Source organism: Pandoraea norimbergensis (genome assembly GCF_001465545.3).
GTDB classification, from domain to species: Bacteria; Pseudomonadota; Gammaproteobacteria; order Burkholderiales; family Burkholderiaceae; genus Pandoraea; species Pandoraea norimbergensis.
Map to the genome: position 1 here is coordinate 3645484 of NZ_CP013480.3, position 15448 is coordinate 3660931.

Genomic DNA, 15448 nt, shown 5'->3' on the forward strand with positions numbered 1-15448 from the left:
GTCATGGCGCCCGCGACCTGCTTCCGGGCGCTGCCGGCTTCTCGTTGCCGTTACTGTTACCGTTTCGTAACGTTACGGCGGCAACGAGAGCCACCTGCTTATTCAGCGACGCACAGCGACCATGTTCGCCATTGCGTTCTGAACACCGACCTGTCGAAGGGCGTTCGACGTGAGCGGATTCGTTTGCAGATTCAATTGCAGCGTGTTCATCACCTGCTGCGCGTTGCCTGCGACCTGTACGACCTGCATGATCTGATTCATCGCACCACCGGCACCGCCGGCGACGCTCTGCCCGAGGTTGCCGTTAGGCGTATTCAAAGCAATTTGCATGCCCGCCGAGGTGATCGCCACACTGGCGCTCAGGTTGCCCACGGTGGTTTGAGAGTTGCTCTGCCCTTGGGCGCTGGTTGGCACCAGCATCGACAGCGAGACGCCCGGGGCGTACTGAATGGTGGCTTTGTTGAGCGCGTTGTTCGCGTCACCCGCCACCTGCGTGACCTGTGCCACACCATTGACCAGCACGCTCGCGGCACCCGCGACAGCCTGCGTGATCGGGGTTGTCGCGTTCACCAGACCGGGGATAATGCCGGTCGCGGCAGCGGTCTGGACCTGATAACCCGTGTTATTGGCGTTCTGGCTCACACCGAGCACGCCGGTCGCCGCAAGACTGGCGCCGGTCGGCATTTGCCATTGCGACTGCATCACGAGCTGAAAGCCCGTGATCATGTTTTGCTGCGCGTATTTGCCGGTGGCTTGTGCGAGCACGTCGTCACCGACGGCCTGCCAGCTATCGGGCACCACGCTCGACGCAACTGCCGGCACGGCACTCACGAGGAACGGGATGGCCAGCATCGGGACGTAACGGTTCATGATGTTCTGGTCTCAAAACAGGTTCGACCGGATGATGCCGAAGTCCACCATCGGGGTCGCTGTCGTCCCGGTCGTCAAGGCGCTGTCGCGCAACTTGACCGCCAGGGACTCGTTTCCTTTGAGTAGCGGAGAATCCTCCAGGAACGGCTTGCCGATGACCGCCAGGACCAAGCCATTCCACTGCTTGGCAAAATCGGCTTGCTCGATAATTCGGTTGCCCAGCGCGGGGTCGGACACGAAGATGCGCCCGTCTCTAGCCGCCTTGATGAGCACGAAATGCTGGTACCCGTTGACATCGATGAGCGCAATGACCGGGATCTTCAGGTCATACAGCGCGTTGATGTCCACCTTGAAGCCACGCCCCTCGAGTCCGAGCGTCTCGACGAATTTCTTCATGTCGAGCATCGAGAACCCGTTCTTGATGACGGTCTCCGGATTGGAGAAGACCATCATCTTCTTGATCATTTCCGGCTCGGGGATGTCGATCCCGTAGCCGTATCGCAGCAGTGTCGCCAGTGCTGCGGAACCACAACTGAAGTCGTATTCCTGCTGGACCAGATTCACGTAGTGCATCGACTTGAACGAACGCATCGTCTTGACCGCCGGTACGCCAGTCGAAGACTCCAGGTTCACCGATGCATACTGCGCGTGCCCGGCCCCGCTTGCGCACGCCAGAGCGCAAACAGTAGCGATCCTCACTGCGGCACGACGCGCATCATTCATGACACACCTCATGAAAAAACCGGTCCGGGGAGACCCCGGACCGGTTGCACACCTTACTTGATTGCCGAGATGGCAAGGCTGTTGCTCTGGACGTTGCCGATGCCCGAAGCCACGTTCACGCCGATGTTGCCGCTAGCCCAGGCGAGTGCACCTGCGCCCAGCGAAGCATTGGCGATGAAGTCGCCCGAGGCCTTCATGCCAGCCGTTTGGTCGGTTTGGGCCGTCGAATTGGCCGCGCCGCCCTTGTACCAGCCGGTCGCCCCTTGCGAGACTGCCGCAGCCAGACCGTTTTGCTGCACGTTGCCGACACCCGAAGCCACGTTCACGCCGACGTTCCCGGTCGCACCGGCGAGGGCACCATCACCCACGCTCGAGTTGACATAGAACTGCGACAGGCTGGCCGAACCCTTCGACGACTGGTTCGCAAACACTTGTGCCGAGGCATACACCGGCTGAGCGTTGAGCGAAGCGATCGCGACGTTGTTCGCCTGCGCGTTGTCGGCACCTGCGGCCACGTTCACGCCGATGTTGCCGTTGGCGTTAGCCAGCGCACCACCACCCAGCGTCGCACCCATCGTTTGATAGACCGCGGTGTTGGTATGGAACGTGATAGCGCCCTTTTCCCACGTGGTTGCCATCGTGTAGGTGTTCGAGAAGCCCCACAGAGCACCGGCGGCGATCGAAGCCGAGTTCGTCGTCGCGCTGCCGTAGTCCACATTCGAGTGGAACGCGGCGTCGAAGCTCTTCTGGGTATTCAGGAAGCCACCTGCGAGGAAGCCACCGGCCGACTGCGATTGCTGACCGTAGGCGTATCCACCCCAGATCGAACCTTGACCGGCACCGGCATTGCCGACGATGTAGCCACCGTACAGAGCGAGACCACCCGGCAGCGGGATAACGCCGCCACCGATGATGCCGCCAGCGGCTGCAATGTTGGAATACTGATACCCGCCACCGGCGATGAAGCCGCCCGAGCCGGAGTTGGACTGACCGGCAACATAACCGGCGCCTGCCTGGAAGGACTGATTCGTGTTGAGGTGGCCGCTCGCCGTTGCGTTGACCCACGAGTCCGTATTGCTATACGTCTTCGTCGTCACGCCGCCGATGAGGTAGGCACCACCGGTGTCAGACACCGTCGTGGTCTTCGCGTCGACGCCATACGTCACGTGACCCGTCGTGTAGTTGCCGAGCAGCGGCCCCTTCAGGTTCACGTGGTGGACGTCTACGCTCTGGTTGCTTTGCACGACGGCGTTGCCGGTGTTATCCACCGTGACGCAGCCGCGAATGCCGACCAGACCGAAAATGCCGACCAGGTTGAGCACGTTGGTTTCATTGCCGATGAACGAGAAGCTATATTGCTGGTGATTGGGTGACGCCATAGCGGTACCCGTAGCTACCAGCAGTGCAGCCGCTGCAATTGCTTTCGTTTTCATGACCATCTCCTTGACGAGAGAGTTACCCAGTTAAAAAGCTGTGCCCGCCGGGGGACGGAGCACAAAAACATTTGCGGTTACATTGCCTATCCCAGCCGACTGGTTCACTTGCACCACCCCGCTCGCGCCCCGGAATGCGTCACCGGAAATCGACGCCGTACGGAACTGATCGTTGAGGTTGTCGTGCCCAGCCGGGCCACCCTTGGAGATCGCAGCGGATAGTGCCGTATCCGATACGCTCGCCACTCCAGCCGCATCGCCCATCACAATGACCGTAGCGTTGCGTTGAAGATTGCCGGCACCGCTCGCCTGGTTCACCTGCACCAGTCCGGACGTGCCTGAAAATGCGTTGCCTTGAATTGCCGCGCTCGCGGCGCCTGTCGTGCTCGTGACGACGGCTGCCTGATTGGTACTCGACGTGCCGACCGTGACGCTGCCACCGTTGGCAATCAGCGCGCTGTTGGCTTGGGCGTTGTTCAGCCCGGCCGCCTGATTCACGGTCAGCGCGCCGGTCGCGCCCACCGCGACGCCGCTCTCGACAGTTGCGCTCGTGCCGGCGAGCTGGCCGTTCACGATGTAGATGTCTTCCGCAGAAGCCGTCCCGGCAAAGCCGGCGGCGAGGGCCATGGCCACCACCAGCGGTGCGCCGTGCAGGCGTCGAATGTCGCGATACGCGCTCATTTGGCGACTCCCGCAGCACCCATGCTAGTGAGCGGCGCCAAGGCCGAGTTGATGACCGACGGCACCAGCGTGCCGATACTGCCGATACCGCCGCCACCGCCCGAGCCGCCGGCAAAACCGCCGCCGACGCCGTTCGAGGAATTCAACGCGTTGCCGCCACGGGCATTGCCCACCAGCACACCCATCACCGGATTGATGCCCGACTGTACGGCGCCGGTGATCAAGCCCACCGAAGCGCGCCCCGTCAACTCACCATCCGTGACTTGATTGACGGCGCCCATCGCGGTATTGAACGGGCCGGTCGGGAAAGCGGGGACCGAGATGCCAATCGGGTTCTCGACGCGCGGCAGTTGCCGTCCGACGTACTCCGGCCCGATGTTGCGCTCGATGACGATGTCTCCCGGCGGGGCCGGTTCGGCCCGGGCGGTGGCGGGAAGCAGCGCCGGGGCGACTGCCACGAGCATCGTGGCGATCGCGCTGGCAGCCTGCATCACTGAAGTGTTCATCATGTCGTTCACCGGGTGGTGTAGGTCACACGCATGACCTGGACGTTGTTCACACCGTTCGACAGTTGCTGCGGACGCGGCGTCGGCGTTACGGCGCCGGGCAGTTCGTCCCACAGCGTCACGCCATTCGCGAGTGTCATGCCGGGTGACTTGACCATCGTGCCGCCCTGCAAATTGCGGCCGCGCTGGTTGCCGAGTTGTTCGTCGTCGATGCGTGCGGCGGCAAGCGGTACCTTGCTCAGGCCAGCATCGTTGCTGCTGTTCGTATTGCTGTCGTCGCTGCTGGCAACGGCGGCCGATTCATCGACCGGGGTTTGCACGGCGGTTTGTTCAGTGGCCGGGCCGGCCGACACCGCCACGTCAGCATCGCTGATCGGCGTTGTCGTCATCATGGCCGTCACAGGCGTCATGGAGGCCGACGGCGGCACCATGGAACCCGTGAGCATTGCAATCTGCATGAGCGGGGCGCGCAGTGCGGGGGCCGCATCCTGCGCCTGTGCCGGCGCAGCGCACAGACCGAGCGTCACGACGATGGCGGCGCCTATGGCGCCTGCGCCTTGTCGTACTCGGTATTGCATTTCGGTGGTGAGAATTCGCATCGCTGTGCCCTCCTTGCCCGAGTCTATAAAGCGACTTCCGTGCCACAACGCTCAAGTGCTTGAAAACATGAAGACTTTTATTTTTCACCCCCGTGCCCGACGGGTGCCGCGTTCGAAAACGTTTCAGCATTGATACGTGATGCGGTTCCTGCCACTTTTGTCACGCTTGCCGCGTCGCCGGCAGACATTCCGAACCGCGAGGGATGTCGGCGTGGTCAGCGACGTCTTTCGGAAATGCCCTATACACAAGGGTCTTGCGTGACAGATTTGCGGCAGAATCCACCGCTCCCCCGCAAACGACATCGCAACGTCACACCCGGTGCTTTGCAACGCGAGGCCCGCCGATGCCCCGGATGTTTCATCTTTGATGTGTTCGCGGGACAACCCGTAGTGCCCGGACCGCCGAAACTTCGTACCCCTCGACATGACGGCAAGGTGGCAGCGCCGTGACACCCCTTTCGCCACGACGCGCCGACACTGCACCGCACAATCTCTCGCGCTTCGAGACAACGCATTGCGTACGACGGCGCGCATCGCCGGAATCGCTCGAAAGCCCCGTCGTTATTGACGATGGCAAGGCTCGCGAACGACGAGTACGCGTCGAAAACCACAGTAAATTTGGGGGGGAGAGATCGTGCAAAAGACGGGCCGATCATCAGGAAGAATCGGGAATAATCAGGAGCCCAAAAAGAAACGACCGCCCTGCTCAACGCAGGACGGCCGCCCTCTCTTCGCCAGAAGATATCAGGCCGGCACGCCCGATTCATCACCACGCAATCCATATCGGCACATCAGTCGATACAGCGTAATACGCGAAATTCCCAACTCTGCCGCCACGTCGGTCAGACGATGGCAGTGACGCAACAAGGCCTGCTCGATGGCAATTCGTTCGGCTTCCGTACGAATTTCTTCGAGCGTGCGTACCAGCGTCGGCACCCACGGCAACAGGTCCAGATCCTTCGCCGAAATCATGCGGCTGTCAGCCATCACGATGGCGCGGCGAACCCGGTTGATGAGCTCACGGACATTGCCGGGCCAGTGATACTCATACATGGCTTGCACCGCACACTGCGTGAAGCCACGAATCTTGCGATGGTTATCGCCTTTGAAACGTTGCAGCACGTGATGGGCCAGAATTTCGATGTCCTGACCACGCGCACGCAGCGGTGGTTCGTCGACACGCAACACGCACAGGCGGTGATACAGGTCGACGCGGAAGCGTCCTTCTTTCACGGCCTCTTCGAGATCGACGTGCGTTGCGGACATCACCCGCACGTTCACCGGAATGACATCGTGGCCGCCGAGGCGCTCGATGGCCCCCTGTTGCAGAAAGCGCAGCAGGCTCGCCTGACTCTCGATCGGCAAGTCGCCGATTTCATCGAGGAACAGCGTGCCGCCGTTAGCCGCCTCTACCCGGCCGATCTTGCGGGCGTTGGCGCCTGTGAAAGCACCACGCTCATAGCCGAACAGTTCGGATTGCATCAAGTGCGGGGGAATGGCGCCGCAATTGATCGCCACGAACGGCCCCTTGGCACGCAAAGAGCGCTCATGAATCGCCACCGCGCTCAGTTCCTTGCCGGTGCCCGACTCGCCCGAGATGAACACCGGCGCGTCGGTATTGGCCACTTTGCGGATGGTGCGGAATAGCAGTTGCATCGCCTCACAGGTGCCGACCATTTCCTGATCGCCACCGACTTGCGGCGTGAAGATGACGGGCACCTCGCACAGCGAGGCCATGCCCCAGGCGTGACCGATCGAGTGCGCGAGCTGATCGTTCGTGCACGGCACGTTCACGTAGTCGAAGCAATAGTCGCGAATCAGCCGGCGCACCGACGTCGTCGTGAGCTGTTGTGGATTCGTGGCAGCAACCCAGCCGACGGTCGCCGGCTGCATGCAGGACTCGAACGCGCCGAGCTCGCGATCGGTATAACCGCTCGCCAAGTCGATGAGTGCTGCGCTGGTAACCCCGGGATTGAGAATGCGACCGACGTCGCTGGCGCTCTTGGCCGGCACAACTTGCCAGCCTTGCTCGCCCAAAAACGACAACAAACCGTCGTTGTGCTTTCGGGAAGCGTAAATCAGGGTGCGCCCGGTATCGTTAGCCATACCTTAACTCCCTGCCTAAGCAGTGCCTGTACGGGTGACCGGGTTTTTCGACCGGCTTGACGCAACAGGTATACGGCCCCACGCCGCTTGGGAGTTATGGTCTTCCCCGTGTTCTTTGGGTCCCCGAGTCGGCAGGTTCAGTCTAGAAGACGGGGGTATGCCCAGAAATAGCGAGAAACAGCTAATCCGATTGGATGAGAGGAGCAGTACCTACGCGCAAACACCCGTGGCGTCACGCGCTCGTCATGCTCAGAGCGTATGCCTGTCGAGGACGGCGCGGGCGATCGTGCCGGCGTCCACGTACTCGAGTTCGCCGCCCACGGGCACGCCGCGAGCCAGCCGGCTCACGCGCAAACCACGGGCCTTGAGCATCTGCCCGAGGTAGTGGGCCGTGGCCTCGCCTTCGTTGGTGAAGTTAGTGGCCAGCACCACTTCCTTGACCACGCCGTCGGTGGCGCGGCGGATCAACTGTTCGAAATGAATCTCGCCCGGGCCCACGCCGTCGAGCGGCGAGAGATGGCCCATGAGCACGAAGTACAGACCCTTGAAGGTCATCGTCTGCTCGAGCATGTTCTGGTCGGCGGGGGTTTCCACCACACACAACAGGCTCGTGTCGCGCTCGGGATCGAGGCACGTCTCGCAGACTTCCACTTCGGTGAAGGTATTGCAGCGCGCGCAATGGCGAATCTGCTCCGACGCCTGCACCAGCGCCTCACCCAGGCGCACGGCGCCCTGACGGTCGCGTTGCAGCAGGTGATAGGCCATGCGTTGGGCGGACTTCGGCCCGACACCCGGCAACGCGCGCAGGGCGTCGACGAGTTCCTGCAGGCTCGAAAGCTGGCGCATGCGTCGTCTTTCCTTCGCTTAGAACGTTAGAACGGCAGCTTGAAGCCCGGCGGCAGCGGCAGACCGGAGGTCATGCCCCCCATCTTCTCTTGCGCGGTCGCTTCGGCTTTGCGCACGGCATCGTTGAATGCGGCAGCCACGAGGTCTTCGAGCATGTCCTTGTCGTCCGCGAGCAGGCTCGGGTCGATGGTCACGCGACGCACGTCGTTCTTGCAGGTCATCACAACCTTCACCAGACCGGCGCCCGACTGACCCTCGACTTCAATCAGGGCCAGCTGCTCCTGCATCTTCTTCATGTTTTCCTGCATTTGCTGAGCTTGTTTCATCAAGCCCGCGATATTTCCTTTCAGCATCTTGACTCCTGAGTCATGCGCACCGGGGCGCGTAGGGGCAATAGAGAGATTATTGGATGTATAGCGAATCGCGTCGACCTTGCGAATGCGAACCCGCTTATTGTACCGGCCGAATGCTATTTGGCAGGATTTGAGCGTCGAATTCGTCGATGAGTTCACGCACCAGCGGATCGTCGGCAATGGCCTGTTCGGCCGCCCGTTGCCGGGCCGCCGCCGCTTCGGCGGCGAGCGATGCGGCGGTGGTGCCCACCTGCCCCAGTTCGACATTCACCTGGACGTCGCCGCCGAAGTGTTCGGACAACACCTGCCGCAACTTGTCTGCGGTGGCCGAATCGGCCAACTGACGCAGCGGCACGCGCAAATGCAGCGCACGGCCCGCCACTTCGGTCAGTTCGCTCTGGAACGCCAGCTCCCGGGCCAGACCGCGCGCCGGCAATTCCGCCGCGAGCGCAGGCCACTCGCCGGTAAAGACGGGGGCGTTGCCGTCCGCTTCACGGTAGACAACGGCGCGGGGTGCGGCCGGCGCCGCCGGGGCAGCAGCCGAGGCTGGGGTTATGCCGGCGGCAGCAGGCTCGGGCTCCGGATCAGCGCCCGCCGGGGCATCGTCTGCCGGGCGGAACTCATTGGCATTGACACTGCGACCGGCCGAGGCCGACGAGGCGCCGCTCGTGCCGCCCGACGTTCGCCCGCCAGTGCCCTTGCGCCCTGCATTGAGCGCCGCCAGTGCGGCACGGGCCGGCGACATCGGCGCGCCAGCGCCATCGGTCGGTGCCGTCGCACGCGCTGCCGGTGCTCGACGCACCTCCGGCTGCGCGGCGGGTGCCTGAGATGCTTGGGGTGCCGCTGAACGCGGCGATTCCGGCGCAGAAGCCTGCGGCGCGCGCACCGCGGCAGGCGCAGCGGCGGGGGCTGCTGCACGGGGTGCCGCGTGGGGCGTCGGCGACTCGGCCAGCGTCCCGCCCGCGAGCAGCGGCGTAAACGCCGCCATGCGCAACAGCGCCATCGAGAAACCGGTGTATTCGTCGGGCGCGAGGCCCAACTCGCCGCGCGCGCGCGTTGCGATCTGGTAATAGAGCTGGACGGCTTCCGGCGAAATCGCTTCGGCGAGCCGGCGCACGTCGGCCGCTTCGGGCCAGTCGTCCGAGACGGCGTCCGGCGCGAACTGCGCGAGCGCGATCTTGTGGAGCAGACTGCCCAGATCCTGCAAACCGGCGGCAAACGAGAAGCTGCGTTCGGCCATCTCGTCGGCCACGGCAATCAGGTCGGTACGCGAGCCGTCTTTCAATGCATCGAGCAGACGCACGAGCACACTCTGATCGATCGCGCCGAGCATGCCGCGCACCGCAACTTCGGTGAGCGGGCCCGCCGCATAGGCGATCGCCTGATCGGTCAGCGAAAGCGCATCGCGCATGCTGCCGCTGGCGGCTTTCGCGAGCAGACGCAGGGCCTGGGGCTCGTTGTCGATACCCTCTTCACCGAGAATGGTTGTGAGATGCGAGACGATGTGCCCGGCCGGCATCTGCTTCAAGTTGAATTGCAGGCAGCGCGAAAGCACGGTGACCGGAATCTTTTGCGGATCGGTCGTCGCGAGAATGAATTTGACGTGCGCAGGCGGCTCTTCGAGCGTCTTGAGCATCGCGTTGAACGCGTGACCGGTGAGCATGTGCACTTCGTCGATCATGTAGACCTTGAAGCGCGCGTCTGCCGGCGCGTAGACCGCTTTTTCGAGCAGCGACGTCATCTCGTCGACGCCGCGATTCGAGGCCGCGTCCATCTCGACGTAGTCGACAAAGCGGCCTTCGTCGATGGCACGGCAGGCGCGGCATACGCCGCACGGCTGCGCCGTGATCCCCGTCTCGCAATTGAGCGCCTTGGCCAGAATGCGCGAGAGCGTTGTCTTGCCCACGCCGCGCGTGCCGGTAAACAGATAGGCGTGATGCAGGCGCTGTTGCTCGAGCGCGTGCGTCAACGCACGCACGACATGCTCCTGGCCCACCAGGGTCGAGAAGCCTTTGGGGCGCCATTTGCGCGCGAGTACTTGATAGGTCATGCCAAATTGTAACAGTTCGGCGGTGAGCTTCCGCACCGTTGGACGCCGCCCGATCAGGCGTCGATCCGGCTCGGAACGTCACCTCGTCGTGCGGTGAATGACGCCGGCGAATTGAGGAGACTATCGGTGCGATAGAAAAAAATGTTGCGCGATTCTACCGCGCCCGTCCGCCCTGCGCGAGGCGCATGAGAATGCATCGCATCGATAGCGGGAAAGCATGATCGACAGCGTGACGGCAAGCGAGCGCAAAACCGTATTGCGGGCTTGAAACACATGACTTCGAGGGAGAGTACGATGCGCAGAACGCGCTGAGAACTTCGATAAAACAAGGAGGTAAGGTGACGAGCCTGACCCTCGGCACTGGTAGAAAACGGCTGTGGCTGCTTCGTTCCCGACCTGACCAGATTGGCCGCGCCACCATGCGAGGAGGCCCGTCAGGAAAAGATTCTACCAGAGTCGACGCGCCAACAGAAGCGCTATTCTTGCCGAACCGTCAGCGATACCCCTCTGGCGAGGGCGTTTTCCATATGGGGCGGCGCGCGCAAGCGTTGGCGATTTCCGTTAATATGACCGCAAACTGCAATGACGCGTCCTATTGAATCACGCTGTTGCAGCCTCCATATGGAGAATGAACGCCCGGACACAAGGCCGAGCGACATCTCCGGCGCAGGCGAAAACGAGGCACGAAGGTACCGTTTTCCCGAAGCGTTTCCGAATAGATAGACGAGGCGTAAAACACTCATGAGCCAAAACATCAAACACATTTCCGACAACTCGTTCGAAGCGGACGTCATGCAATCGGACAAGCCGGTGCTGCTCGACTTCTGGGCAGAATGGTGCGGTCCGTGCAAGATGATTGCCCCGATCCTGGAAGAAGTGGCCAAGGAATACGGCGACAAGGTGCAGATCGCCAAGATCGACGTCGACGCCAACCAGGCCACCCCGGGCAAGTTCGGCATCCGCGGTATCCCGACGCTGATCCTGTTCAAGAACGGCGCTGTGGCTGGCCAGAAGGTCGGCGCACTGTCGAAATCGCAACTGACGGCGTTCCTCGACAACAACCTGTAATCACGGGTTGATGGCAGCAGGTGCCGGGGCCTTTGTCGCCGCAGCGCGACAGCCCGGCACCCCGCCGACGGCGCAACGCTTGCGCCTCGCGCTGCTTGCTATATAATCCGCCACAAAGCATCCCAAAGTTCTTCGAGCGTTCGCTCACTTTTCCCTGATCCTTCACTTGTCGTCCAACGGACGGCACCTCCGTATGCATTTATCCGAACTAAAGTCCCAGCACGTCTCCGAGCTGCTAGAAATGGCGAACGGTCTCGAAATCGAGAACGCCAACCGCCTTCGCAAGCAGGAGCTGATGTTCGCCATTCTGAAGAAGCGCGCAAAGACCGGCGAAACCATCTATGGCGACGGGACGCTCGAAGTGCTGCCGGATGGCTTCGGTTTCCTCCGCTCGCCTGAGACGTCGTATCTGGCCAGCACGGACGATATCTATATCAGCCCGTCGCAGATCCGCCGCTTCAACCTGCATACCGGCGACACGATCGAAGGGGAAGTGCGCACGCCGAAGGACGGCGAACGCTATTTCGCGCTCGTGAAGGTGGACAAGGTCAACGACCACCCGCCCGAGGCCTCGAAACATAAGATCATGTTCGAGAACCTCACGCCGCTGCACCCGAACAAGCCGCTGCTGCTCGAGCGCGACATTCGCGGTGAAGAGAACGTGACGGGCCGCATCATCGACATGATTGCCCCGATCGGTAAGGGCCAGCGCGGCCTGCTCGTGGCCTCGCCGAAGTCCGGCAAGACCGTGATGCTGCAACACATCGCGCACGCCATCGCCACCAACCACCCGGAAGCCAAGCTTTTCGTGCTGCTCATCGACGAGCGCCCGGAAGAAGTGACCGAAATGCAGCGTTCGGTGAAGGGCGAAGTGATCGCCTCGACGTTCGACGAACCGGCCACGCGTCACGTGCAGGTCGCCGAAATGGTGATCGAGAAGGCCAAGCGCCTGATCGAAATGAAGCAGGACGTGATCATTCTGCTCGACTCGATCACGCGTCTGGCACGCGCCTACAACACCGTGATCCCGGCGTCGGGCAAGGTGCTGACCGGCGGTGTCGATGCCAACGCGCTGCAACGCCCGAAGCGTTTCTTCGGCGCAGCCCGTAACGTCGAAGAAGGTGGCTCGCTCACGATCATCGCCACCGCGCTGATCGAAACCGGCAGCCGCATGGACGACGTGATCTACGAAGAATTCAAGGGCACGGGCAATATGGAAGTGCACCTCGAGCGCCGTCTCGCGGAAAAGCGCGTCTACCCGTCGATCAACCTGAACAAGTCCGGCACGCGTCGCGAAGAGCTGCTGATCAAGCCCGAGATCCTGCAAAAGATCTGGGTGCTTCGCAAGCTGATCTACGACATGGACGAGGCCGAAGCGATGGAATTCCTGCTTGGCAAGATCAAGCAGACGAAGAACAACGCCGAGTTCTTCGATCTGATGCGCCGCGGCGGCTGATAGCCCGACGCGCATCACGTCAAAAAGCCGCGACACCCGTCGCGGCTTTTTTATTTCGCACCGTCCTCCACGACCGCCCGGCATGCTTCGGGCTGTCACGAACCCTGTTATATGATGGGCGCAATCCCCACGCCCCCATGGAGAATCTGCCATGTCTGAACAAGACGATCTGTCGAACGACCTGATAGCCGAAGCGGCCAACCACCTTGAGGCCGGGGACCCCGAGTCTGCGCTGGAAATCGGCAAGCAGCTCGAATCGATGAAGCACCTGAGCGGCTATGAGATTCAGGCAGCCGCCTATGCCGAAATGGACGAGATGGAACAGGCAGTGTCCGTGCTCGAGTCAGGCGTCGCCCAAGCAGAAGTCGGCGCATCGGGCCTTTGGCGTCTGTGGCAATTGCTCGGTAACTTTCGGGCCGACCTCGACCGCTTCCCCGCCGCCGTCGACGCGTACGAAGCCGCCGGCAATGCCGCCCCCGACGAAGATGTCGTCATCATCGACTTCAACCACGCCAACGCCCTCTCGCGTCACGGGGACCGCGAGGCCGCGCATCTTCGTCTAGACCGCGTCTTCGAGAGCCCCTATCTGGCGCAGAACGGCCATGCGTTCATCGAAGCCGCTATCGCGCTGCGCATGCATCTGTTCAATGCGCAGGGTGACGCCCAAGCCGCCATCGACACCTTCAACGCGCTGCACAATCACGAAGGCGATGAAGAGGGCAGCAACGAATCCATGGCCGGCGTCTACGCCGAACTGTCGCTCGCCTACAAGCAGTCGGGCGACGACGCGAAGGCGCTTGCCGCCGCCCAGGACGCCGTGCAGCTTTACAAGTGGAGCGAGCTCGTCCTCTGGTCGCTGCGTGCGGCGCGTGGCGAGCAATCGGACACGGCCAAGGCCATGCATCTGATCGTCGAAGGCCAGTGGTACGAGCCACTCGAAGATGAAGACCCCGACGGCCCTGCCCCTGAATTCGTCACCACGTACGACGTGGTCGCCGAGAACGAGGAAGAAGCCCTGCGCCTGATCGCCGAGTGCGAGCCGCCGCAAGTCCGCGCGTCGCTGCGCATCGCCGAGACGCATCCGGTCGATCACGACGACGAATCGCCGACGCCGTACAAGGGCGTGTACGCGACCGGCGACTATCACATGTACCAACCGGGCGACGAAGACGAAGAAGTCGACTGAGCTTCGCGATCGGTATCAGTATCGGTATCGGTATCGGTATCGGCGTCGAGGACGGCAATGCCTCACGCCGATGCACGATAAACAAAGGGCGCCGGAGATCCTCCGGCGCCCTTTGCATTTTGCAGGCCGTCAACGCGTCAACCGCGACGCGCCACCGTATTACTTGTAGCCCGCGCGATCGAGAATACGCTGCGCTTCCGGCAGGTTCTTCGCGATGGTGCCAATGGGCACCGTCTCGGCCTTGAAGTCGCCCAGCGAGGCGAGTGCCGGGTTATCGACCTTCGTCGTCGGCACGGCCGGCCATTCGTTGTTGCCGTTGGCAAAGTATTGCTGCGCTTCGTCGCTGGCAAGGTATTCGAGGAATTTCACGGCGTTGTCGCGGTTCGGTGCGTGCTTGGCTACACCAGCACCCGCAACGTTCACGTGCGTGCCCGCCCCTGCCTGATCCGGCCACAGGAAGCCCACCTTCGACATCAGCGCCTTGTCTTCCGGCTTGTCTGAGCGCGCCATGCGCACGTAGTAATACGAGTTGGCGAGCGCCACCCCGCATTCGCCCGTCGCGACCGCCTTGATCTGATCGGTATCGCCACCGCGCGGTGCACGCGCGAAATTCGCGACCATGCCTTCCGCCCACTTCGTGGTCGCCGCCGCGCCGTCACGTGCGATCAGCGCACCGACCAGCGACAGCATGTACGGGTGCGAACCCGAGCGCGTGCAGACCTGCCCCTTGTGCTTCGGATCGGCCAGCGACTCATACGACGCCACCGTCTTCGGGTCGACCTTGTCCTTGTTGTAGACGATCACGCGAGCGCGCGTCGAGAAGCCATACCAGTCGGTGCCCTTGTTGGTGCTGGCGGCATGCAGCTTGGCGGGAATACGCGCGTCGAGCGTGGCGGACTTCACCGGTTGAAAAAGCCCGGCCTCGTCGGCCTTGGCCAGACGTGCGGCATCGACCATCAGAATCACGTCGGCCGGGCTCTTCGCGCCCTCGCCTTTCAAACGCTCCAGCAACGCGGCGTCGTCCGCTTCGATGCGATTGATCTTGATGCCGGTCTGCTTGGTGAACGTGCCGTAAAGCTGCTCGTCGGTCTGGTAATGACGTGCCGAGTAAAGATTCAGCACCTTATCGGTATCGGCTTGGGCACCGAATGCTGCGGCCATCGTGGCCCCCAGCACCGTCAGTCGCGTCAGTTTGCCAATCGTCGTCGCCTTCATGGGCAGTTCCCCGGAGAAATAGTGAGAGTGAGTGAGTGCGAGTGAATCTGAATGCGCCCGGAAAGCCGCTGAAAATCCCGACAATCGGCGGCAAACGGTTTTGCACAAAGGAACAGCATAATGAAATATTCATATCAAAGCAAATGATTCTTATTCTCATTTGTTTCGATATTCACCATTTCCCGAGTGAATCGTTGCGGGCGCATGGAGGAAGAAGATGGGGGATGGGGCACAGCAGATGGTTGCGGCAGATAAGACGAGTGCTGCCGGAGAAGGTTCCGCAAGGGCGCCGACGAGTCGACGCCCCTCGACTTCCCCCTCCAAAAGTGAACTGATGGGTATTCGCGACGCTCCAA

14 protein-coding genes and 1 other RNA gene are annotated in these 15448 nt (G+C 62.1%); 3 read left to right on the forward strand and 12 right to left on the reverse strand.

The window, feature by feature from the left end:
- Positions 1 to 102: 102 nt before the first annotated feature.
- The 11 genes from AT302_RS15965 to ffs all read right to left on the reverse strand — a co-directional run bounded on the left by AT302_RS15965 (position 103) and on the right by ffs (position 10603).
- Complete coding sequence (locus AT302_RS15965) at positions 103 to 870, reverse strand: hypothetical protein (protein ID WP_058379268.1); 768 nt, start codon at positions 868 to 870, stop codon at positions 103 to 105.
- A 12-nt stretch (positions 871 to 882) separates the two neighbouring features.
- On the reverse strand, positions 883 to 1593 hold the full coding sequence (locus tag AT302_RS15970) for a C39 family peptidase (protein WP_058379269.1): 711 nt from the start codon (positions 1591 to 1593) through the stop codon (positions 883 to 885).
- 53 nt (positions 1594 to 1646) lie between these two features.
- Positions 1647 to 3026 (reverse strand): hypothetical protein, encoded by a 1380-nt coding sequence (locus tag AT302_RS15975; protein ID WP_058379270.1) that lies wholly within the window; start codon positions 3024 to 3026, stop codon positions 1647 to 1649.
- A gap of 30 nt (positions 3027 to 3056) precedes the next feature.
- Positions 3057 to 3707, reverse strand: coding sequence for a hypothetical protein (locus AT302_RS15980; RefSeq protein WP_064675094.1), 651 nt, complete (start codon positions 3705 to 3707; stop codon positions 3057 to 3059).
- Positions 3704 to 4216, reverse strand: a complete 513-nt coding sequence (locus AT302_RS15985) for a hypothetical protein (protein ID WP_157125807.1) — start codon at positions 4214 to 4216, stop codon at positions 3704 to 3706. The genes AT302_RS15980 and AT302_RS15985 overlap by 4 nt, the downstream gene beginning before the upstream one ends.
- 5 nt (positions 4217 to 4221) lie before the next feature.
- On the reverse strand, positions 4222 to 4812 hold the full coding sequence (locus AT302_RS15990) for a hypothetical protein (RefSeq protein WP_058379272.1): 591 nt from the start codon (positions 4810 to 4812) through the stop codon (positions 4222 to 4224).
- 744 nt (positions 4813 to 5556) lie between these two features.
- Positions 5557 to 6918, reverse strand: a complete 1362-nt coding sequence (locus tag AT302_RS15995) for a sigma-54 dependent transcriptional regulator (RefSeq protein ID WP_058379273.1) — start codon at positions 6916 to 6918, stop codon at positions 5557 to 5559.
- A 249-nt stretch (positions 6919 to 7167) separates the two neighbouring features.
- A complete protein-coding gene (recR, locus tag AT302_RS16000) occupies positions 7168 to 7764 on the reverse strand; it encodes a recombination mediator RecR (RefSeq protein ID WP_058379274.1) in 597 nt (198 codons plus the stop codon).
- Between the two features lie 26 nt (positions 7765 to 7790).
- On the reverse strand, positions 7791 to 8117 hold the full coding sequence (locus AT302_RS16005) for a YbaB/EbfC family nucleoid-associated protein (protein WP_058379275.1): 327 nt from the start codon (positions 8115 to 8117) through the stop codon (positions 7791 to 7793).
- Between the two features lie 97 nt (positions 8118 to 8214).
- Complete coding sequence (gene dnaX, locus AT302_RS16010; RefSeq protein WP_058380368.1) at positions 8215 to 10167, reverse strand: DNA polymerase III subunit gamma/tau; 1953 nt, start codon at positions 10165 to 10167, stop codon at positions 8215 to 8217.
- A gap of 337 nt (positions 10168 to 10504) precedes the next feature.
- Positions 10505 to 10603: signal recognition particle sRNA small type (ffs, locus tag AT302_RS16015), an RNA gene on the reverse strand.
- A 305-nt stretch (positions 10604 to 10908) separates the two neighbouring features.
- Between ffs and trxA the strand changes: the two genes are divergently transcribed.
- From trxA to AT302_RS16030, 3 genes are all read left to right on the forward strand, one after another.
- Positions 10909 to 11235 carry a thioredoxin TrxA gene (gene trxA / locus AT302_RS16020; RefSeq protein ID WP_058379276.1) on the forward strand — a complete coding sequence of 109 codons (327 nt, stop codon included), beginning with the start codon at positions 10909 to 10911 and terminating at the stop codon, positions 11233 to 11235.
- A gap of 193 nt (positions 11236 to 11428) precedes the next feature.
- Complete coding sequence (rho, locus tag AT302_RS16025) at positions 11429 to 12691, forward strand: transcription termination factor Rho (RefSeq protein WP_042115527.1); 1263 nt, start codon at positions 11429 to 11431, stop codon at positions 12689 to 12691.
- Positions 12692 to 12842: 151 nt separating this feature from the next.
- Positions 12843 to 13877 (forward strand): tetratricopeptide repeat protein, encoded by a 1035-nt coding sequence (locus AT302_RS16030; protein WP_058379277.1) that lies wholly within the window; start codon positions 12843 to 12845, stop codon positions 13875 to 13877.
- Positions 13878 to 14036: 159 nt separating this feature from the next.
- Here the strand turns inward: AT302_RS16030 and AT302_RS16035 are convergent, their stop codons facing one another.
- Positions 14037 to 15092 carry a Fe(3+) ABC transporter substrate-binding protein gene (locus tag AT302_RS16035; RefSeq protein WP_058379278.1) on the reverse strand — a complete coding sequence of 352 codons (1056 nt, stop codon included), beginning with the start codon at positions 15090 to 15092 and terminating at the stop codon, positions 14037 to 14039.
- Positions 15093 to 15448 lie beyond the last annotated feature (356 nt).